Origin of the sequence: Nitrosomonas sp. Is35, from assembly GCF_033063295.1 — a bacterium.
Lineage (GTDB): Bacteria > Pseudomonadota > Gammaproteobacteria > Burkholderiales > Nitrosomonadaceae > Nitrosomonas.
Window position 1 is genome coordinate 423,427 of the sequence record NZ_JAWJZH010000001.1, and the last position, 19,537, is coordinate 442,963.

Annotated in this window: 19 protein-coding genes; 12 read left to right on the forward strand and 7 right to left on the reverse strand. The window is 52.3% G+C overall.

Annotated elements, in window-relative coordinates:
* Both hda and R2083_RS01955 read left to right on the forward strand, forming a co-directional pair.
* On the forward strand, window positions 1–684 hold the full coding sequence (hda, locus tag R2083_RS01950) for a DnaA regulatory inactivator Hda (protein ID WP_317537323.1): 684 nt from the start codon (window positions 1–3) through the stop codon (window positions 682–684).
* On the forward strand, window positions 681–1,343 hold the full coding sequence (locus R2083_RS01955) for an HAD family hydrolase (RefSeq protein ID WP_317529875.1): 663 nt from the start codon (window positions 681–683) through the stop codon (window positions 1,341–1,343). The genes hda and R2083_RS01955 overlap by 4 nt, the downstream gene beginning before the upstream one ends.
* Window positions 1,344–1,392: 49 nt before the next feature.
* Here the strand turns inward: R2083_RS01955 and R2083_RS01960 are convergent, their stop codons facing one another.
* Both R2083_RS01960 and R2083_RS01965 read right to left on the reverse strand, forming a co-directional pair.
* Window positions 1,393–5,232, reverse strand: coding sequence for a translocation/assembly module TamB domain-containing protein (locus tag R2083_RS01960; protein ID WP_317537324.1), 3,840 nt, complete (start codon window positions 5,230–5,232; stop codon window positions 1,393–1,395).
* A 17-nt stretch (window positions 5,233–5,249) separates the two neighbouring features.
* Window positions 5,250–6,977, reverse strand: a complete 1,728-nt coding sequence (locus tag R2083_RS01965) for an autotransporter assembly complex family protein (protein ID WP_317537325.1) — start codon at window positions 6,975–6,977, stop codon at window positions 5,250–5,252.
* Between the two features lie 516 nt (window positions 6,978–7,493).
* On the opposite strand from R2083_RS01965, the gene R2083_RS01970 reads away from it, so the two are divergent.
* The 4 genes from R2083_RS01970 (at window position 7,494) to R2083_RS01985 (ending at window position 9,477) form a co-directional block, all read left to right on the forward strand.
* Window positions 7,494–7,814, forward strand: coding sequence for a helix-turn-helix transcriptional regulator (locus R2083_RS01970; RefSeq protein ID WP_317529878.1), 321 nt, complete (start codon window positions 7,494–7,496; stop codon window positions 7,812–7,814).
* Window positions 7,804–8,427: a HipA N-terminal domain-containing protein gene (locus R2083_RS01975; protein WP_317537326.1), complete on the forward strand. Its 624-nt coding sequence runs from the start codon at window positions 7,804–7,806 to the stop codon at window positions 8,425–8,427. The genes R2083_RS01970 and R2083_RS01975 overlap by 11 nt, the downstream gene beginning before the upstream one ends.
* On the forward strand, window positions 8,385–8,981 hold the full coding sequence (locus tag R2083_RS01980; protein ID WP_317537327.1) for a HipA domain-containing protein: 597 nt from the start codon (window positions 8,385–8,387) through the stop codon (window positions 8,979–8,981). The genes R2083_RS01975 and R2083_RS01980 overlap by 43 nt, the downstream gene beginning before the upstream one ends.
* A 244-nt stretch (window positions 8,982–9,225) precedes the next feature.
* Window positions 9,226–9,477 (forward strand): helix-turn-helix transcriptional regulator, encoded by a 252-nt coding sequence (locus tag R2083_RS01985; protein WP_317529880.1) that lies wholly within the window; start codon window positions 9,226–9,228, stop codon window positions 9,475–9,477.
* A gap of 60 nt (window positions 9,478–9,537) precedes the next feature.
* On the opposite strand, the gene R2083_RS01990 is transcribed toward R2083_RS01985, so the two are convergent.
* The 4 genes from R2083_RS01990 to lysS all read right to left on the reverse strand — a co-directional run bounded on the left by R2083_RS01990 (window position 9,538) and on the right by lysS (window position 12,269).
* Window positions 9,538–9,837 (reverse strand): type II toxin-antitoxin system RelE/ParE family toxin, encoded by a 300-nt coding sequence (locus tag R2083_RS01990; RefSeq protein ID WP_317537328.1) that lies wholly within the window; start codon window positions 9,835–9,837, stop codon window positions 9,538–9,540.
* On the reverse strand, window positions 9,834–10,061 hold the full coding sequence (locus tag R2083_RS01995; protein WP_317537329.1) for an addiction module protein: 228 nt from the start codon (window positions 10,059–10,061) through the stop codon (window positions 9,834–9,836). Before R2083_RS01995 ends, R2083_RS01990 begins: the two co-directional genes overlap by 4 nt.
* A 142-nt stretch (window positions 10,062–10,203) precedes the next feature.
* Entirely contained in the window at window positions 10,204–10,659 is a 456-nt protein-coding gene (locus tag R2083_RS02000; protein WP_317537330.1) for a HEPN family nuclease, read from the reverse strand.
* 101 nt (window positions 10,660–10,760) lie between these two features.
* Window positions 10,761–12,269 carry a lysine--tRNA ligase gene (lysS, locus tag R2083_RS02005; protein ID WP_317537331.1) on the reverse strand — a complete coding sequence of 503 codons (1,509 nt, stop codon included), beginning with the start codon at window positions 12,267–12,269 and terminating at the stop codon, window positions 10,761–10,763.
* Window positions 12,270–12,692: 423 nt separating this feature from the next.
* Between lysS and R2083_RS02010 the strand changes: the two genes are divergently transcribed.
* Window positions 12,693–13,652, forward strand: coding sequence for a response regulator transcription factor (locus tag R2083_RS02010; protein ID WP_317537332.1), 960 nt, complete (start codon window positions 12,693–12,695; stop codon window positions 13,650–13,652).
* A gap of 115 nt (window positions 13,653–13,767) precedes the next feature.
* On the opposite strand, the gene R2083_RS02015 is transcribed toward R2083_RS02010, so the two are convergent.
* A complete protein-coding gene (locus R2083_RS02015) occupies window positions 13,768–14,982 on the reverse strand; it encodes a diguanylate cyclase (RefSeq protein ID WP_317529886.1) in 1,215 nt (404 codons plus the stop codon).
* 284 nt (window positions 14,983–15,266) lie between these two features.
* Here R2083_RS02015 and R2083_RS02020 point away from each other — a divergent pair, with 284 nt between their 5' ends.
* From R2083_RS02020 to metW, 5 genes are all read left to right on the forward strand, one after another.
* The gene (locus R2083_RS02020; RefSeq protein ID WP_317537333.1) at window positions 15,267–15,671 is read left to right on the forward strand and encodes a PTS sugar transporter subunit IIA; all 405 of its coding nucleotides are present in this window, start codon (window positions 15,267–15,269) and stop codon (window positions 15,669–15,671) included.
* Window positions 15,661–15,930 carry an HPr family phosphocarrier protein gene (locus tag R2083_RS02025; RefSeq protein WP_317529888.1) on the forward strand — a complete coding sequence of 90 codons (270 nt, stop codon included), beginning with the start codon at window positions 15,661–15,663 and terminating at the stop codon, window positions 15,928–15,930. The genes R2083_RS02020 and R2083_RS02025 overlap by 11 nt, the downstream gene beginning before the upstream one ends.
* Window positions 15,927–17,654: a phosphoenolpyruvate--protein phosphotransferase gene (gene ptsP / locus R2083_RS02030; RefSeq protein WP_317537334.1), complete on the forward strand. Its 1,728-nt coding sequence runs from the start codon at window positions 15,927–15,929 to the stop codon at window positions 17,652–17,654. Before R2083_RS02025 ends, ptsP begins: the two co-directional genes overlap by 4 nt.
* Before the next feature lie 103 nt (window positions 17,655–17,757).
* A complete protein-coding gene (locus R2083_RS02035; protein WP_317529890.1) occupies window positions 17,758–18,885 on the forward strand; it encodes a homoserine O-succinyltransferase MetX in 1,128 nt (375 codons plus the stop codon).
* Between the two features lie 8 nt (window positions 18,886–18,893).
* Window positions 18,894–19,514, forward strand: coding sequence for a methionine biosynthesis protein MetW (gene metW, locus R2083_RS02040; RefSeq protein WP_317529891.1), 621 nt, complete (start codon window positions 18,894–18,896; stop codon window positions 19,512–19,514).
* The last annotated feature ends 23 nt before the right edge of the window (window positions 19,515–19,537 follow it).

A 19,537-nucleotide genomic window follows, 5' to 3' on the forward strand; every position in this document is an offset into this window, starting at 1 on the left:
ATGATGATGCAACAATTGCTGCTCGATATTTTGCCGCCGCCGTCCCCCGCGCTGGAAAATTTTCAACCGGGAAAAAATGCCGAATTGCTGCACATGCTGACCGGCATTTTGTCCGGCCGGGAACAGGAACGTTTTGTTTATGTGTGGGGTAAGCCGGGGTGCGGCAAAAGTCATGTGCTGCAAGCGATTGTTGCTGCGTATACACAAAGAAACCTAAAAGCGGTATATTGCAGCGCCAAAAAGCAGAGTGAATTTCCGGTTGAAGGTGATGTAGATTGCATCGCCATCGACGATATCGATGACCTGAATGCAGCGGCTCAGATCGGATTGTTCAATCTGTATAACCAGTTGCGCGACGAAGGCCATGCCTTATTGCTGCTGAGCGGCACAGTTGCGCCGATGTATCTGAATTTGCGCCAGGATCTGGTGACGCGTTTGGGCTGGGGGTTGGTTTTTCAGGTGCATGAACTGACCGAAGCGGAGAAAATCCAAGCCATGAAAACGCATGCTGCGGATCGCGGCTTTGAGATTTCGCAGGAAATTTGTCTTTATTTGTTGCGGCACGGGCGGCGCGATTTACCGTCGCTGATGATGACGCTGGATGCTTTGGACCGCTATTCGCTGGTGCATCAGCGTCCTATTACCATTCCTTTGTTACGAGAATTATTACAGGTGGCTTCATGAATTTAGCATTATTTGATTTGGATAACACGCTGATTGCAGGCGACAGTGATTTTCAGTGGGCGCAGTTTTTGATAGAAAAGAACGCGCTGGATCGTGAGTTGCACGAAGCGAAAAATATCGAATTTTACGAGCAATACAAAGCCGGGACGCTGGATATTCACGAATTTCTCGATTTTCAGCTTAAGCCGCTGGCGCGTCATCCGCGAGCGCAACTGGAAGCCTGGCGTAAGGAATTCATGACCCAAAGGATTACCCCGATAATCGCGCCCGGCACGCGGAAATTGATCGAACAGCATATGCTGGATAACGATTTGTGCATCATTATCACCGCCACCAACAGTTTCGTCACCGCGCCAATTGCCCAGGCGCTCGGTATCGAGTACTTGATTGCAACCGAGCCGGAAGAAAAGAACGGTGAATTTACCGGCCGGGTTTCCGGCACACCGTCATTCCGCGAAGGAAAAGTCGAACGGCTGGAGAAATGGCTGGATGCGCACAATCTGACGTGGCTGTCGTTCCTGCGCAGCTGGTTTTACAGCGATTCGCTGAACGACCTGCCGTTGCTCAGCAAAGTCACGCACCCGGTCGCGGTTGATCCCGATCCGACACTGAAAAGCCACGCCGAGAGAAACAACTGGCCGATTATCAGTTTGCGTTAGTGTTAATCCGTGTGAATCGCCCATTGCTCTGCTGAGTTTTCGTTACGATTCAATCAAATTGCATGGAATAAAACAGATCGACCGCACTATCCTCACCGGCTTGCGTGACGATGGTAATTCTCGGTGTCAGACTGTAATTCAGCTTAGCGATACCAACCGTGGTTGCTGTTAGGCCCCGCTCATAAGTCAAATAAGCGCGCGATGAAATGCGCTTGCCAATCACGCCGATCTGCCCGGTCAATGAACTGCCGATGCTTGCTTGCTTGAAAGTGATCTCGTCCACACCGAGCGCTTGGGTGATTCGATCGGTAATACCGCTGCCGGATTGACCGCCGAGTATCGATCCGGCGGCTGACAGCAGTACCGAGGTATCGAGGCCGCTGGCGTCGGGTTTTCTACCCAGTACGATCCAGGACAGTTTTTCGAGATCGGGTACCTCCGGTGTCGATACCAATCTTACCCGCGGGTGGCGTACCGATCCGTCGATTTCGACACCGGCCTCGACTGCCAGCCCCTCCCGCACCGCTAGTACGCTCAGATTGGGATCATCGAGCGGCCCCTGGAAACTGACGATGCCGCGTTTGACCGTCAAATTCTGCCCGTATGCTTTGAATGCAGTGTCCTGCGCAGCGATCACACCGGTGAGCTTGAGTTGCTGATTGTTGTCGTTGCGGACTTGCAGCTGGCCAGCCAGGCGGCCTTCCAGACCCGCGGCGCGGATATGGAATTTTTCCCCCAGATTAAAGTTCATCGCAAGATCCAGCGCCAGTTTCTGCGCACGTTGCGGTGCTGAGGTATTGACCAGAACGACATCGTCCGGCAAAGACGGGCGATCTTCCGGCGGCTGCATGATCAAACCGGCGTCGGCCCGTAAATCGCCGGCAACGCTGAGGCGGTTTTGCTGTAAACGGACGGTGCCGCTGCCGGAAGAGACAATCCAGTAATCGGTTTTATGCGCCAGCGGCAGTTTCTCGATGGAGAAATCGAGGTGGCTTGGGCCGCCGGTTAATCCGGCCTTGCCGCTGACAGTCAGGGAGCCCGCCGTATCTTGCAGCGCCAGATTGCCGAACAAGCGATTATCCGGTGGCGGCCCATGAGGACTGGCGAAGTGCAGCCGGTCGATGTGCAGATCCGCTTGCTGAAAATGCGCAGTCAGGGTGCCTTGCTGCAGGCGAATGCCCTGTTCCAGTAAGGCCAGGCGTAAATTTGCGCCGGACACCGTGCCGCTGATATCGGGTTGCTGCAGCGTACCCCGGACTCCAGCTTGAATGTGCAATTCGCCATCGGCGTGGAGATTGTCACCGAACGCATTGAGCCACTTCAAGCTGGCGATGCTGGCTTGGATATTCCCCTGCAACGGCGATTCCTTGACCATGGGCCACAGTGCTTTCGTGGGTTGCAGCGGCATCGCCGCTTCCGCTCGAACGCTGCCCAGTGTTTCGCTATTCAGCGTGAATTGTCCGGATAGTTTTCCCTGCCGTGCGGTTGCTTGCAGCAGTAATTGTTGCAATCCCAATGGCTGCGGTATGTCTCCGGGCAAATACCAGTCGCCGCGTTCGCGCTGGATGTGCAATTCGCCGCTCAGCTGCGTGGCGTTATCGAGATACCAGCGGCCGCCCAATTGTAACGGAGCTTCTTTTGCGCGCACCGGTGCGCCGGGCAGCAGCCCAATGCCGGTGAAATCACCGCTGGTTTTCAAACTGTCCGGAGTCCAGTGCAATTGCTCGATGCGGACCGATCCGCCGGAAAGCGAAAACCCGGCATCATGTAACAAAAACGATGTTGTGCTGGCCGCGAGTGTGGCCGGTGCCAGCAGGCGAAACGGCATGTCACCGGTAGCAGACAATCCGGTCAGTTGGCCTTGCCAGCGCGGCGGCTGCCCCGGTTTTGCCTTGCTCAAACCGCCGTTTGCCGCCAATCGTACCCCGCTATCCCGGTTGATAGCGGCATTGACTATGAGGTGGTGGTGCCCGGTTTTACCGTCGAGGGTGCCGATCAACTGCCTGATCGTTGCTTGCTCATGCGCGCGATAGGTATCGGCTGCCACGTTCAGCGCAATGGTGTCATCTTGCTGCCACCGCGCGCTGGCGGATAGGCCCGAGAATTGTTGTTTACCGGGTAATTCGAGATGTTTGCTGGTCAATTTCCAGTCGAGATCCGGTGTTTTTAGAGTGCCGCGGAAACTAAGCTGCGTCTGCAAATCGCCCGACACGCCCAAACCCAGCTGTGCCAATGCGGGGGCATTGACCGTCAATTGAACGTCGTGCCGTTCACCGTCCAGGCGGCCCTGCGCAAGCAGCCGGTTTGAGCCCGCCAGCAATTCAGCCTTGCCGCTGAAGCGCCCCGCGCCGGTGAATGCGATCTCTCCCGAGCCGCTGACCGGTGATTTCGCCAGGCGGCTTTTTTGCATAGCGTATTTCAAAGTACCGGTAACCGCCGGTAATCGTTGGCCGGATAACTGCAAGGTGGCGTTCAGGCTGGAGTCGACCGCTTGAATAAAATCCGCGCTGTTGAAATCAATCAACTCGCCCGACAATTCAAACGACTGATCCCCCGTCAACTGCAATTTGCCTTGACCGGCCAATCGCGACCGGTTGCGTTGCACAATGAACTGCTCGAGCACGAGTTGTTCCGGTGTGCGGGCAATGTTGGCAGTCAAACGCAACGACCGGTCGCGCAGATCGATGCGGGCAGATTGCTTTTCCGTACCGCCGCTGAGCTCGATCTTGCCGGAAACTGCGGCGGTTTGCAGGCGGCTGTCGAGCTGTTGCGGATCGAGCCGCTCGACCGCTAAGTCCGCGGTGAGGATGTGCTTGCTCCAGTCCCAAGCCAATGCTCCGCGTACAACCCCATCCTTTCCGGATTGCGCATGCACATCCGGTAGCGTCAGCGATTGCGGGGAAAATTGCACGCGAGTATCAATGGCGGACAGCGGAATACCGTTTTGATCGAACGGCGCGGGCGCATGATTTTCGATGTTGATGTGACCGGCCAATTGTCCGGCCTTGTTTTGCATCAACTGTGACGACAGAGACAGTTTTGCTTGCGGCGCATTGGCCAGAAAATCGGCCGGATTCCACTGTTCCAGCATAGCGTCTAACTGCGTTAGCGGATTCGCGGCAAACGGCTGCACTTGTGCTTGCAGTGTCATATTGGCGGCAGGCGGCTTGCTGGCGGATTGAATCGTGAGCTGTTCCAGATTCCCGGTAACGGTTGTGTCGATGCCGCCCCATGAACCGTCAGCGGTGATGCCGATACGGGCGGATAAGGCATACGGCGCGTTGCCCGCGAGCTCCGCCTGCGATTCGACAGTCGCCCAAGGTGTTGTGAAATTCAGCTGCGTGAGCCGGTGATGCTTGCCGTCGCTGTCCAATGCCAGTACTAAATTGGATATGACCGGCGCAGCATTCTCCTGGGTTGCCGCATTCAGATGAATTGAACCGGCAGTCAATTCCGCAATCGATAATCCGAACGGTAGCAGCAAACTGTCCGGCGGTTGCGGAGCTGCGGGCGTGGTCTCAGTCGTATGCTGATTGATCCAAATCGACTCCAACGCCAGCCGGTTGACACTGATCCGCCGCTGCAACAATTGCCCGGGATTCCAGTGCATGTGGAGATTTCTTAGCGTCAGTGCCAGTTCATAGTTGCTGAAATGAATATGTTCAATGTGCAGGTCTTGCAGTGTGCCATAAACACCGGTCAACTGAACCGTGCCGCCGCTCCAACGGTTAACAGCGGCGGCTGTCGATTGCAATCCGGATGAGCTATACAACAACCAATAACCGGCAATTACCGTTAACACCAGCCAAAGCAACAAACTGCCAACCAACGTGCGATAACGCCGGGCGGTTTTCGAGGAAGACGGGTTTACGGTGTGTTGCTCGGACATAAACGATCCTCAGCCGGTCAGAAAGCGACGGCCATTGAGAAATGCACGCGTAGCGAACCGGTTTCGTGACCCCGCGCCAGATCGAGCGCGAGCGGTCCCGCTGGGCTGCGCCAGCGGACACCGGCGCCGTAGGCGAGAAACATCTGCATGTCTTGCCAGCGGTCGGCCGCGCTGCCAATGTCGGCAAACGCCGCCGCGCCCCATTGTTGGGTCAGCCAATGGGTATACTCGGCGGTCCCGGTCGCCATCACCCGGCCGCCGACGATGGCATTGCCTTCGTGGACACCGATGCCTTTGAAATCGTAACCGCGCAGCGATTGAATACCACCGGCGCGAAACAAGTATTCCTGCGGAATGCCGAAACGTGACGATGCCAGGGTATAACCGGCTTCCGCGCGCAGGAAGAAAACGTCGCGCGATCCCACCGGCCACCAGCTCTGATGCCGGGCATAAGTGCGGATAAAATCCTGATCCGACAGCAATTGCTGACTGCCGCCGCCGATGCGCACTTCGGTGCTGTGGCCGCGCCGGATATTGACCGGATCGTCGACAATCTGCCGCCGCCAGCGCCAATCCAGCACCAGCGCTTCGTTGATCTGATTGATCGCACCGTCGGGTTTTTTATGTTCACGCTGCCAATTCAAGCCGAATTGCATGAACATGGTTGGTGTCTGGTAATTGCGTGAAATACCGACTTTCTGGCCGACGGTTTGCAGGCCTTGAATATCGGTCATCTGCAGGCTGGCGCCGAGCGAATAATTGATCTGGTTTTGATCGGGCAGGGTGTCGATTCCCGCGAGAAACGTTTGCCGTTTTTGCTCGAGACGCAGCAAACTGGTGAGATTCCAGGCACGGTCCAGTAAATTATGATGATGGTAATTGACTTCACCGCGTGCGCCATTGTTGGAACTGTAACCCACACCGAAAGCAAAGCGTTGTGCCTGCGCTTCCGTCAGCATGACTTTAACCGGTACCGACCGGTGTTGGGCGATATCGGGCGCGATACTGACTGAAACCGTGCTGAATTGCGGTTTTTTCTGCAATGCGAGTTGATACTGATGCAGCAAATCGCGTTGATAAATATCGCCTGGCTTGAAAGGCGCAAGCCGCGTGATCAGTGATGCATCGTAACGTTCCAGGCCGGAAACTTGAGTTTCTCCAAGATAGAAAACCGGCCCGGAATCGATAGTGACGGTAAGGTCAGCGCGCGCTGCGCCCGGATCGACGCTGGCCTGGCTGCCCGTGATGACGGCGGCGGCGAATGCTTGTTGGGTGATGCTATCAATCAAAGCGGATTTTGCCTGTTCCCAATCGGCGGAGCGGAAGGGCAATCCGGTCTTTAACGGCCACACAGCGCGAAGCTGCTCGATGCGCTTGTGGTGATCTTCATCGCCATTGGCGATATCGCCCGCAAATTCAAGGTTAACCGAACCTACGCGGGTCAATTCGCCAGGATCGATTTTGATCTCGATTGATTGTTCTGGCGCCGGTTTTGTCACGGAGATCATGGCATTGAAGTAACCTTCAGTCGCCATGATTTCTTTGATTTCTTTTTGTAAGCGATGCACAAAAATGTTTTCATCAAACTCGCTGGCGAATGACTCTGTAGGTAATTGAATATATTTATCGAGTAATTCTTGTACCGGCTGCGGCGCCGATAAGGAGACGATAGCCGACTTACCGGGCAAATCGGAAGTTTCTTGCGCAACCGCGTGGAAACTCGATAAGACCAATAGCACAATCATATAAAAGCGGATATTACAGAATCGAGTCAACTGATAATTGGATTAAAAAATCTTGAATACTGAGAAATGAACTGCCGCCATGGTTCGAAAGGCTTATTCTATAAGTATTGGCACGGCTAAAGGGAAAGGGTTCCCTCAGGCAGGAAAATAATGAACTTACTTTTACGGGGCTTTTATTAGCATGAATGCACGGGCGGTATAGGAAAACCGCTTTGTCCGGTTGTTAAGAGTCTTTTGATGGCCATATGTTTTTTCGTATGGAAACAAATGATTTCTCAAGAATCATTTGCAGTAAGCGAGAGTATCTACCGTGCTTGCTTACCTGATCGCAGCCGATGCGAAAATTTCAGGTGAGCCGCTAAGTGCTTAGTTTTGCAAACGGACCAAAGGTGCGCGATGGGACTAAACAACTAACCACCGCATTCTGCGCAATGGATGCGCAAACATTCCCGATAGGGAATATTTTCTCGAGTAAGATAAGTTGAAGCATAATTTTTCCCGTTCAGGAAAATTAACTTGCTCAGATGTGCGCTTTGTTTCATAATTTCCCGAACGGGAAAAATAGGCAATGCGAAATTCATGATCCGCATCCACAGCACTCAATCGCTCGGACTCGCTCTGCGTGCAGCACGCAAGCAGCTTGGCCTGACGCAATCTCAACTGGCTTTGGCAGCCGGTGTCGGGCTGCGTTTTATGGTTGATCTCGAAGCGGGAAAGCCCACGTTGAGACTTGAGCAGGTTCTGCGGGTTATCGACGCCTTAGGCGGTGAGATCGTTCTTGCGGGCCTGCCGGAACAACAATCCGCGGTGATGAAGATAGACAGCGATGGCACATGAACTGGAGGTCTGGCTGTTCACCGATCACGTCGGCACCTTGTCGCTGCAGGAGGGGCGGCTCAGTTTCCGCTACCGCGAAAACTGGCTCAATCGTCCGGGAGCTGTCGCGTTGTCTTGCTCTCTCCCCTTGCAATTGGATGCATTCGATGACATCCACACGCGCCCATTCTTTGCCGGTCTGCTCCCCGAAGGTCATCTGCGCCGCTTGATCGCACAGCAGTTCCAGGTATCGGGTCAGAACGACTTTGCCTTGCTCGATCACATCGGTGGAGAGTGTGCCGGAGCCATTACGTTTCTGCCGCCTGGAACACCTCCTGCACCGCCCGGGGATGACTGCGTTCAGTGGCTGAACGATGATGAACTGATCGCCATCCTTGATGAATTGCCCCGCTGCCCGATGATGGCAGGCAAGGATGACTTGCGGCTATCATTGGCCGGTGTGCAGGACAAGCTGCCGGTTGTTTTTGACGGACAGCGCATTGGTCTGACACAAGGAGGGCAACCCAGTACCCATATCCTGAAGCCGCTCAAGCGCAGATCCGCGCCGACGCCAGCCGCCGCTTTCTGCTGGTGGCGCGTTATGACCGGCAAACCGATACGCAAAGCCGAGTAGCACGCCTGCATCAGGAGGATTTCTGTCAAGCACTGGGCGTGGTGCCCGAGATGAAATACCAAAACGAAGGAGGCCCCGATCTTGCCGCGTGCTTCAGCCTGTTGCGCCATGCTACCCGGCCTAGCGCACCGCAGGTGCTGCGTCTGCTCGATTACGTGGTGTTCAACGCCTTGATCGGCAATCATGACGCACATGCCAAGAATTTCTCCTTACTCTACACCGGCGAGTTTCCGGTACTGGCGCCGCTGTACGACACTCTGTCGACGGCGATATACGAGAATCTCACGCCCAAGATGGCGATGAAAATCGGCAGCAAATACAAATTCAGTGAGGTGCAGGCCCATCATTGGGACCAGTTCGCCGAAAGCGCCGGATTGGGCCGGGCCCAAACCCGTAAGCGCATTCTGGAACTGGCGCAGATCCTACCGAAAACTGCCCGCCAGCTTCAATCGCAAAAAGAACTTGGATTCGCTGAAAACCCCTTGGTTGAGCAGATTATCGCACTGATAGAGCAGCGAGCCGCGCTGACGATACATCGGCTCACCGAGCCGTAAGGAAATGCACAGACTCGATGGACGTAGATTTGATTCTTATTGGGGGATTGAACCGTCTCGGAATGGTATAAATGTGTCCTCTGGGATTGACTGAAATTGGGGAAGGAACGAAAAATACCAAAGAATGGAGTGGCTACCATTCTTCAAGGTTAAACCAGCAGTATCGGGTTATTTATCAAATCAACAACAATGAAGTTTATGTTCTCGTTGAACAAATTTAACCGCACGATTACCGGAGAAAATAATGGACGAATATCAATTGGCCAAAAAAACATGCGACGTGACAGTCGGCGAGTCGGTAAAAATTATCCGCGAACTCCAAGGATTAAATCAGAATGAATTGGCTGACCTTACCGGCATTCCGCAATCAACCCTCTCCGCCATCGAACATGACAAAATCAACTTGGGAATTGAACGCACCAAAATATTGGCAAAAGCCCTCAAGTGCCACCCAGCAGTGCTGGTTTTTCCCGGCTGGGATTATTCTGCTGCATAACACTCTTGTGCAGTTTGATGTTGGGCTTTCTTCGGCAACCCACAACCTACCGTGCTTGATTTATTCTGCAATTCGATTGAGCCAGTAACCGGGTTTTCTGCTTTGATGCATCACGGCAACCACATAGATTTTTTCTTTTGATTGCCTGTAAATTACCGCAAATGGGAAGCGGGTAAGGATATAACGCCGGAATCCATTTCCGAACTGAGGCCATACACCGGGAAGCTCGGCGATGGCAGCATAAGCGCTTTCAAGCTCATTGATGAAATCACCGCCTAACCCTTTTGCCTGCGATTCATACCAGACGACCGATTCACGTATATCGCGCGCAACTTCAGGATGAAAGTAAACGTTTGTCACAACTCGCGTTTCAATTTCAACTTGATTTCTTCCCAGCTAACCGGTTCCACCGCACCGGATTCAAGTTGCGCGAACCGGCGTTCTGCGATTTGAATCCAAGCCTCATCGACATGCTCCTCGTTGGCATCATCCAAACTTGAAATCAGGCAATGCGCGAGCGTCGCTTTTTCTTGGGACGACAATGTCTTGATATTTTCCAGAATCCATTTCATCTTATCGGGCATAATAAACTCTCCGAAACCTTCATTAATAGGCAGTTAATCATTGAAAGACGAATTGGATTCCAGTATTAATGTTTGAGAAATTTATCCTGGATGGCGCAAGCTTTATCCAGGCTACTTGCTGAATTGCCAAACGAGCACATTGTTATATGTTTTTTGCTGTAGATTTAAGTGCTGCAATGAAATCTCTAAGTTTTGATTCCTGAATTTGCGCTTTTAGCACATATTTGTCGTCACTTTTTGCTGAAAATATAAGAAACCATTTGTTTTTTATTTTGAGCCTTTCTACGTGTGCGTGTGCCACAGAATTCCTAAGATGTTTGAATAGGCTTCTGGCTCTACTGTTGTTGCCTATTTGGAATATTGCTAATTGTCTCGCCTCAGAGCCAAAGGATAAATTTTCATTTATCTCTTTATCAGATTCTGATTTAGTATTTAATGGTTTTATCTCAAATTTGTTGTCACGTTTATAAGCAGTAAATTCCTTACTCCGTATATCAAAACCGCCTTTCTCGGGTATATCCCGATAGACCGTTTCCCATGGTACTAATAAATTCAAATATAAATTTGCTGCCGTATTTCTATCGAGTATGAAAATCATTTTACGTATAACGGCACTCACTAAAGTGGTGCGTGTGTCTGGTCATCACTCATCCATAAAAGGTGCATTTCATGGCCATCGGCGAATTATTCAGCCTTTCCCTAATCCTCCCGCCGCAACTGCGGAAACAAAATCACGTCGCGGATACTCGGGCTATCGGTCAGCAGCATGACCAGCCGGTCGATGCCGATGCCTTCACCGGCGGTCGGTGGTAAGCCGTATTCCAAAGCGCGGATGTAATCCGCATCGTAGTGCATGGCTTCGTTATCCCCGGCGTCCTTGGCTTTGGCTTGTTCCAGAAAGCGCGCTGCTTGGTCTTCCGGGTCGTTCAATTCCGAGAATCCGTTGGCGATTTCGCGTCCGGCGATGTACAGCTCAAAACGGTCGGTGATTGCGGTGTTGTTGTCGTTGCGCCGCGCCAAAGGGGATACTTCCGCTGGATAATCGACGATAAATGTCGGCTCAAACAGCAAATGCTCGGTGGTTTCGTCGAACAATGAAAGTTGCAAGCCGCCGATGCCGTCGTTCGGGTTGTGATGAATGCCGAGTGCTTGCAGTTTGTTGATCAGAAAATCGCGGTCATTCAGTTGCGCGTCGGTGTATTCCGGGTGGAATTTCCGGATGGCTGCGGTGATGGTGAGCCGGGCAAACGGTTTCGCCAAATCCATGGTTTTGCCCTGATACGTGACTTCGGTCGTACCCAGCACTTTGTGCGCAATTTCCGCCAGCATTTTCTCGGTGAAGTCCATCAGATAGGTAAAGTCTTGATACGCTTCATAGAACTCCACCATGGTGAATTCCGGGTTATGCCGGGTGGAAATGCCTTCGTTGCGGAAGTTGCGGTTGATTTCAAATACTTTTTCCATGCCGCCGACCACCAGCCGCTTTAGGTAAAGTTCCGGTGCGATGCGCAAGTACAGCGCCATATCGAGCGCGTTGTGATGCGTGGAAAACGGCCGTGCCGTGGCGCCGCCGGGAATCGGATGCATCATCGGCGTTTCGACTTCCAGGTAGCCGCGCGCCACGAAAAATTCGCGCATGGCCTGAATAATTTTCGAGCGCGCCGTGAACACCTTGCGCGCATCTTCATTGGTGATCAAATCCAGATAGCGCTGACGGTATTTTTGTTCCTGATCGGCCAAGCCGTGAAATTTTTCCGGCAGCGGACGCAGCGATTTGGTCAGCAACTGCAAATCCGTGACACGGATCGACAGTTCATTGGTTTTGGTTTTGAACAACGTGCCCTGTGCGCCAAAAATGTCACCCAAGTCATGGTGCTTGAACGCCGAATGCACGTCTGCGCCGGTGAGATCGTCCGAAATGTACAGTTGAATCCGGCCGCTCATATCCTGGATGGTGGCGAAACTGGCCTTGCCCATGACGCGCTTCAACATCATCCGCCCCGCCACTTTGACCGCAACCGGCGATTCTTCCAGTTGCTCCTTAGTTAAATCATCGTATTGCCGGTGCAGATCCGCCGATAGATGTTCGCGCCGGAAAGTGTTCGGGAAAGCATTGCCCGCCTGCCGCAATTCGGCCAATTTGGCGCGGCGCTCGGCAATAATTTGGTTTTCATCCTGAGGAACGGCTGATTGATTTTCCTGGGTCATGTTCTGGTTTGCGAAAGTAAGTAATCGATTAAATGGATGGATTTGTCTTTGGTCGCATATTATACGCTGCCAGCAGGGGATTCGTGCCAGAGTGTGCGGCTGCAACCCGGTTGCGGCTTTTATACCCGATTTGGCAAAATCGCTAGTTTTCTGGCACGATGATTTCAAGATATCTTACATCAGCGGGACAGTTTATTTCCTGGGCAACCAAAAATGACTATCGATTGAATGATAAATGACATCTATTTATTAAAAATTAATTCAGTTACATTGATCATCGGTCAAAAAAGTTTGAGATCTTCCAACCGGTAAGGCGATAAGGAAAATGATTCAAGCCAATGGTTTAATCGCATGCAATGCGTGTTATGAAATAAAAAAGATGCTGCATATGGCCATGATCAATAATTTGAGCGCAGATCAACGATGTACTTAAGATTGAAACCATCCATTCTCCTTCAGCGTGCAAAAAAAGAGCAAGGAGATCAGGCGGCTTCCGCTACTGTCAATTCCGAACGGCGCCGGGACGAGCGCCGCCAGCAGGAGGACAGACGCAATTTGACGGTTCTGCGCGGACAGGCGCGCTATAACCGGCGTCGGCATGAACGGCGTGATGTGCTCATGCAGCGTGATCCGGCTTCCGGTTTGTCCATTGAGTCAGTAGCCAGGCGATTTGACGCAGACGGGCCGTCTGCGCAATGGAGTGCTCCTTTTTGTCTATGGATTGTTTCCGGGCGAGAGGATTTAACGGGCCAGTTGCAGAACTACGCGGAGAACGTGCCCGTTATCAGCGTTCTTTCGTACAAGCCCGATCAATTTAAAGAACACTACGAGGAATTGGAGGATTCCGGTTCCAATGTAATCCTGATCGATACCGCTTTACCCGAAGCCATTGTCATCGAGCAGTTGCGCGCCATCAGAAGAAGCCCGTCGGATGTGAAGATAATCTTGTTGTACGATAACGTTCTGCCCGATTTGGTCCAGGCTATTGTTGAATTTCGCGTATCGGGACTCCTGTTGACCGGAGTTAGCCAGGAATTTTTTTTGAAGGCGGTACATGCGGTGCATAAAGGGGAGTATTGGTTTCCCCGTCAACTCGTGAGCCGGATACTGAGTTTTTTCAGTGGCCAGCGGAATCAATCTACCAGTTTGCAGTCAGGCGATGTTGTTTTTACCGAATGCGAACAGAAAGTCATCAATTTGCTGGTTCAAGGGTTAAGCAACAAGCAGATTGCATTGCGTTTGGCCGTGAGTCCGGAAACGGTCAAGTCGCATCTGAAAGCCATTTTTGCAAAAACCGGTGTCACCAACCGCAACCGGTTGATCTCGCTTTGTCTTACCGGGATGCGCAGTGGCCGGTTGAATCTAACAAGTAGCGAGCGTTAATCTGCCGGGAGCCGTGCAAACGTTGTTTGTTGTGGTGATGATGGTCCGGCTGGTGAAGGTGCTAGTTGGGGTGCAAACAAGAATGTGATCTACAGCCGGATTCAGGGAGTTTCTTTCAACGATCCGTTCTGGCCACTTCAACCCGGTTACGGCCTTTGTGCTTGGCTTGGTAAAGCGCGTCATCGGCCCGTTGCAGCAGCAAATGTTCATCCAGTGATTCTTCACCGGTAGCGATAGCCACGCCCAGGCTGATGGTTACCGGAATCAATGTCTGGTTGGTGTTGATTTCCTCGCTGGCGATGGCTTTGCGGAATCGTTCCGCGGCTTTTACCGCGCCTTCCTGGCTAAACGGTGAAATGATCGCCAGAAACTCCTCGCCGCCATAGCGCCCGATGTATTCGTGCGAACGGGCCGATTGCGTCAAACGATTGGCGATTTCGCATAACACCGCGTCCCCGGCGGGATGGCCGCAGGTGTCGTTGATGTTTTTGAAGTGATCGATATCGATCATGATCACCGCGATGCCAAACCCGCCGCGCTTGGCGCGCAGAATCTGCTTGTGCAGGATGTCGAAGATGGCGGGACGGTTGAGCAAGCCGGTTAATGCATCGTGCGTGACACGCTGTTCCAATGATTTCTTCTGCGCGATGAGTTGTTTGTTGAGCTTAATGCCTTTGTAAAGCTGGGTTTTCTCGATGATCACGGCCAGTTGACTGGCGATTTGCAGCGATAAGTCCTTATGCAGGTTTTTATAGGCGTTTTTTTTGCGGCAGGAAAAGAAAAGAAAGCCAATGGGCTTTCCGTCTGCAATCAACGGACAAATCAGGCAGGAGCGGATACCTTCCTTAAAAATGGCTTGTGCCAGCCTGGATTCCGCATACCTTTGCAAATGGGTGTTCAAATCATCGATGATCAGCATTTCATTGAGATCGATGAGCGTATGTAAGCTGCGATCCGTCATGGGAATAGATAAACCGGAGATCAATTCCGGCTTGTCATAGCTTGCACGCGACCAATGCAGTTTCAGTTTGTTTCTGTCGCTCTCCAACAAAGCCAGACTGATCCGGTCGTAAGGCAAATGCGTCTGGAAAGATTCATAAATATGGTTCAGCACATCGATCAACTGCAAATTGAAGTTGCATTCAACCATGATTTTGTACAGCGACTGGCTTCTTTCCGATTGTTTTTGCAGGTAAGCGGATAACTCTTTGAGAGACTTGCCCAGGTTGCCGATGTCGTCGTCCCCGATGGGAATATCCGGTGCGAAATCACCGCGTGCCATTGCTTCAGCCGCTTTACGCAAAGCCAGGATCCGGTCATTTTTTTTCATCTTCTCACCAATCCGTTCAAATAGTGACGTGCTTCAGCTTAAACCATGCAATCATCCGCTCATGTCAATTACTGCATCAGGGGCTTTGATGTAATTTACAGTGTATTAATTCACAGGAAAAGATATAACGTAAATAAATATAACGTATTAAGCCCTCAAATGGTTGGATATCATCAGTCGTAAATATTTTCATGATCATTCCGGTAACACGGCATATTAAGGCACTGTCAATGCTAAAATCCGGAATTAGCGCGTATTAACCGGATAACAATATAACAAACAGAATGATCGGGATTTTAGTTCTTACACATGAAGATTTAGGCGAGCATTTGATTCGTTGCGCGAGCCACGTCGTCGGTATGAAACCGCCGCAACTACTGCACCTGGGCGTTTTTATTCAAGATGATCCCGATGCGGTGCTAATCCAGGCGCGTGAGTTGATTCAGCAGCTGGACAGCGGCGATGGTGTTTTGATATTGAACGATATGTTTGGCGCGACGCCGTGCAATATTGCCAGCCGCCTGGTGCGGCCGGGCAGGGTGGAATGTTTGAGCGGCGCCAATCTGCCGATGCTGGTGCGGGTGCTGACCTACCGCCATGAGCCGCTTGCGGCCGTGATCGAAAAAGGCTTGAGCGGCGGTCAACGCGGTGTGATACAAATTGATGCGGAACCTTGTCATGCAAATTAAAGAAGTCGAAATTATCAATAAACTCGGATTGCACGCGCGTGCTTCCGCCAAACTGACCAAACTGGCCAGTCAATTCAAGTGCGAAGTCTGGGCGACGCGCAATAACCGCCGTGTAAATGCGAAAAGCATCATGGGGGTGATGACGCTTGCGGCTAATAAAGGCTCGCTTATCCAGCTGGAAACCAGCGGCGATGACGAAATAGATGCGATGGCGGCGCTGGTTGCGTTGGTTGAAGATTATTTTGGCGAGGGCGAATGAGCTTTATATTGCAGGGTTCGGGCGTATCGGAAGGCATTGCCATCGGGCACGCGCATCTGGCTGCTCCGGCTGCATTGGAGGTGATGCATTACCTGATTCCCAAGCATCAGGTGGACAAGGAGATTGCCCGGCTGGATAGCGCTTTTGCAGTGGTGCGTAAAGAATTTGAGGCGCTGCAGAAAGCGGTTGCCGACGGGCATGCGCGCGCTGAGTTCAGTGCGTTTCTCGATCTGCATTTGATGATTCTGGACGATCCGACCTTGTCGGACGCCACCCGCAACATGATTACGCACACGCTGTGCAACGCGGAATGGGCGCTGACGCAGCAGATGCAAGTGTTATTGGAGCAGTTCGAGGAAATCGAAGATGCCTATTTGCGTGAGCGCAAAGCCGATGTCATCCAGGTAGTCGAGCGTGTGCTCAAGGCGATGCTGGGGCATCCCGGTTATTTGCCGGTGGCATCGCGCTTAACTGGCGACAGCATTCTGGTGGCGCATGATCTGAGTCCCGCCGACGTGATGCAATACAAGCAGCACCAATTCACCGCTTTCCTGACCGATCTGGGCAGCCAGACATCGCATACCGCGATTGTGGCGCGCAGCCTCAATATCCCTTCGATTGTGGCATTGCATCACGCGCATCAGCTGATTCTGGAGAATGATTGCCTGATTGTCGACGGCACGCAGGGCATCGTCATCGTCAATCCGGATAAATACGTGCTGGATGAATACCGCTTGCGGCAAAGCCAGCTCGAGCTGGAAAGAAAGAAACTGCAACGTATCAAGAGTATTGCGGCGATGACGCTGGATGGCACGCTGATCGATTTGTACGCCAACATCGAGCTGCCGGAAGATATCGCGCAGGTTAAAGAAAGCGGGGCCACCGGTATCGGCTTGTTCCGCAGCGAATTTCTATTTCTGAACCGCGATGATTTGCCCGGCGAGGATGAACAATTTGAAGCGTACCGCACGGTTGCGGTCAAAATGCACAAACAGCCGGTCACTATCCGCACTTTTGATCTGGGCGCGGACAAGAACCTTAAAGGCAGCGAACAAGTAGCGGCCAACCCGGCGCTGGGCCTGCGCGCGATCCGCCTGAGTCTGGCGGAACCGAAAATGTTTCATACGCAGTTGCGTGCGATTTTGCGCGCTTCCAAGTACGGTGATGTGCGTATCCTGGTGCCGATGCTGTCCAATGTCGCGGAAATCGATCAAACCCTGGTTCATATCGAATATGCCAAACAGGCATTGCGCGATGACAAAATTGATTTCGACGAACACATCAAAGTCGGGGGCATGATCGAGATTCCGGCAGCGGCGTTGAGCCTGGATATTTTCATGCGCAAACTGGATTTTCTATCGATCGGCACCAACGATCTGATTCAATACACCCTGGCGGTCGACCGCATCGACGATACCGTGGCGCATCTGTACGATCCGTTTCATCCGGCGATTTTATGGCTGGTTTCGCATGTCATTCAGAGCGCCAATCGCGCCAAAGTGCCGGTATCGATTTGCGGGGAAATGGCGGGTGACAAGCAGTTCACACGGCTGCTGCTGGGCCTAGGGTTGCAGCAGTTTTCCATGTATCCGGCGCAATTGCTGACGGTGAAGAACCAGATCTTGAAGAGCAATTTGCCTGATATCATTCCGTTAGCGCAAAAAATCATCAAAGCCGACCAACCGGAAAAAATCGCTGCATTGATGGCCAAGTTGAATGATTAAAACGCGCTGTTGGGTTGAATCATGGTGTGTGCCTCTTTTTTTGGCGATATAATGACTGCCTGATATTCAGCCGTTTCTTCGGGATTTTCCTAAGCTACTATACATGCAAGAATCAAAATCAGTCGGTGTGGTAACACCGCAGTACGTGCAAATCGACAAGCCGTTGCAGTTGAAAAGCGGATTGTCGCTGGAAAGCTATCACTTGGTGTACGAGACCTACGGCCAATTGAATGCCGCGCATTCCAATGCGATCTTGATTTGCCATGCGCTTTCCGGTAATCATCATGTGGCCGGTGTGTATGCCGGAAATGAAAAGAGCGTCGGCTGGTGGGACAATATGGTGGGTCCCGGCAAGCCGATCGACACCGATCGTTTTTTTGTCATTGGTGTGAATAATTTGGGTGGCTGTCATGGTTCTACCGGCCCGGCCAGTATCGATCCGCGTACCGGTAAGCAATATGGCGCGAGTTTTCCGGTGGTGACGGTGGAAGACTGGGTCGAGGCGCAAGCACAATTGGCCGAGCATTTAGGTATCGAACAATTTGCCGCCATCGTTGGCGGCAGCTTGGGCGGTATGCAGGCGATGCAGTGGACGCTCGATTATCCGGAAAGAGTGCGTCATGCGCTGGTGATCGCAGCCGCGCCCAAGTTGACCGCGCAGAATATCGCATTTAACGATGTGGCCCGCCAGGCGATCATGACCGACCAGGAATTTTACGGCGGTAATTTCTATGCCTACGACACCTTGCCGCGCCGCGGTTTGCGGCTGGCGCGCATGCTGGGGCATATCACTTATCTTTCGGATGATTCGATGGCGGCGAAGTTCGGCCGCAGTTTGCGCAAGGATGAGCTTTCTTTCGGTTTCGACGTGGAATTCGAAATCGAATCGTATTTGCGCTATCAAGGCGACAAATTTGCCGATTTGTTCGATGCCAACAGCTATCTGTTGATGACCAAGGCGCTCGATTACTTCGATCCCGCCGCGGCGTACGGTGGCGATCTGAGCGCGGCATTCCGCGCGGCCAAGGCGAATTTTCTGGTGGTTTCGTTTACCTCGGATTGGCGTTTCTCGCCGCAGCGTTCCCAGGAAATTGTCAAAGCGCTGTTGGATAACGAACTGAACGTCAGTTATGCGGAAATCAGCTCCAGCCATGGCCACGACTCGTTTCTGATGGAACCGTCCTGTTATCACCAGCTGGTACGGGCGTATATGGACAATATTGCGATCTGAGTAAAATCATGACTGATACCCCACCAGCACCTTCCACCCTTGCATTACGTCCGGATTTTGCCGCCATCGCCGAATGGATTAAACCCGGCGCGAAAATACTCGATTTGGGTTGCGGCGACGGTTCGTTGCTGCGTTATTTGCGTGATACGCGCAATGTGTTCGGCTACGGCGTGGAAATCGACGAAACCAATCTGCTGAAGTGTTTCCGTAACGGTATTAACGTGATCCAGAATGATTTGGAAACCGGGTTATCGAGCTTTGCATCGGATTCGTTCGATTATGTCATCCTGTCGCAGACCTTGCAGGCGACGCGGCATACCGAAGCGATCATCCAGGAAATGCTGCGCGTCGGCAAGGAAGGCATCGTGTCCTTTCCCAATTTTGGTAACTGGAAAAACCGCATGCAAGTCATTTCCGGCCGTATGCCGGTGTCGGAAACGCTACCGTACCGCTGGTACAACACACCCAATATTCATCTTTGCACCTTGGGTGATTTTGAAGAACTGTGCCAGCAATGCGACGCACGCATTCTGGAACGCAAAGTGATGAGCAATCATTACCGCCCGGTTAATTTTCTGCCGAATCTGCGCGGTATGCTCGCGTTTTACCGCTTTGAACGGCGGACATGATTTCTGACCGTTGAACACTTCTC

What these genes read in the sequence shown, in the direction of transcription:
- R2083_RS01985 (WP_317529880.1), top strand. Translation starts at nt 9,226, where the DNA reads ATGGACGAATATCAATTGGCCAAAAAAACATGCGACGTGACAGTCGGC.
- R2083_RS01955 (WP_317529875.1), top strand. Translation starts at nt 681, where the DNA reads ATGAATTTAGCATTATTTGATTTGGATAACACGCTGATTGCAGGCGAC.
- R2083_RS02015 (WP_317529886.1), bottom strand. Translation starts at nt 14,982, where the DNA reads ATGAAAAAAAATGACCGGATCCTGGCTTTGCGTAAAGCGGCTGAAGCA.
- R2083_RS02000 (WP_317537330.1), bottom strand. Translation starts at nt 10,659, where the DNA reads ATGATTTTCATACTCGATAGAAATACGGCAGCAAATTTATATTTGAAT.
- ptsP (WP_317537334.1), top strand. Translation starts at nt 15,927, where the DNA reads ATGAGCTTTATATTGCAGGGTTCGGGCGTATCGGAAGGCATTGCCATC.
- lysS (WP_317537331.1), bottom strand. Translation starts at nt 12,269, where the DNA reads ATGACCCAGGAAAATCAATCAGCCGTTCCTCAGGATGAAAACCAAATT.
- R2083_RS01995 (WP_317537329.1), bottom strand. Translation starts at nt 10,061, where the DNA reads ATGCCCGATAAGATGAAATGGATTCTGGAAAATATCAAGACATTGTCG.
- R2083_RS01960 (WP_317537324.1), bottom strand. Translation starts at nt 5,232, where the DNA reads ATGTCCGAGCAACACACCGTAAACCCGTCTTCCTCGAAAACCGCCCGG.
- hda (WP_317537323.1), top strand. Translation starts at nt 1, where the DNA reads ATGATGATGCAACAATTGCTGCTCGATATTTTGCCGCCGCCGTCCCCC.
- R2083_RS02020 (WP_317537333.1), top strand. Translation starts at nt 15,267, where the DNA reads ATGATCGGGATTTTAGTTCTTACACATGAAGATTTAGGCGAGCATTTG.
- metW (WP_317529891.1), top strand. Translation starts at nt 18,894, where the DNA reads ATGACTGATACCCCACCAGCACCTTCCACCCTTGCATTACGTCCGGAT.
- R2083_RS01975 (WP_317537326.1), top strand. Translation starts at nt 7,804, where the DNA reads ATGGCACATGAACTGGAGGTCTGGCTGTTCACCGATCACGTCGGCACC.
- R2083_RS02035 (WP_317529890.1), top strand. Translation starts at nt 17,758, where the DNA reads ATGCAAGAATCAAAATCAGTCGGTGTGGTAACACCGCAGTACGTGCAA.
- R2083_RS01965 (WP_317537325.1), bottom strand. Translation starts at nt 6,977, where the DNA reads ATGATTGTGCTATTGGTCTTATCGAGTTTCCACGCGGTTGCGCAAGAA.
- R2083_RS02025 (WP_317529888.1), top strand. Translation starts at nt 15,661, where the DNA reads ATGCAAATTAAAGAAGTCGAAATTATCAATAAACTCGGATTGCACGCG.
- R2083_RS02010 (WP_317537332.1), top strand. Translation starts at nt 12,693, where the DNA reads ATGTACTTAAGATTGAAACCATCCATTCTCCTTCAGCGTGCAAAAAAA.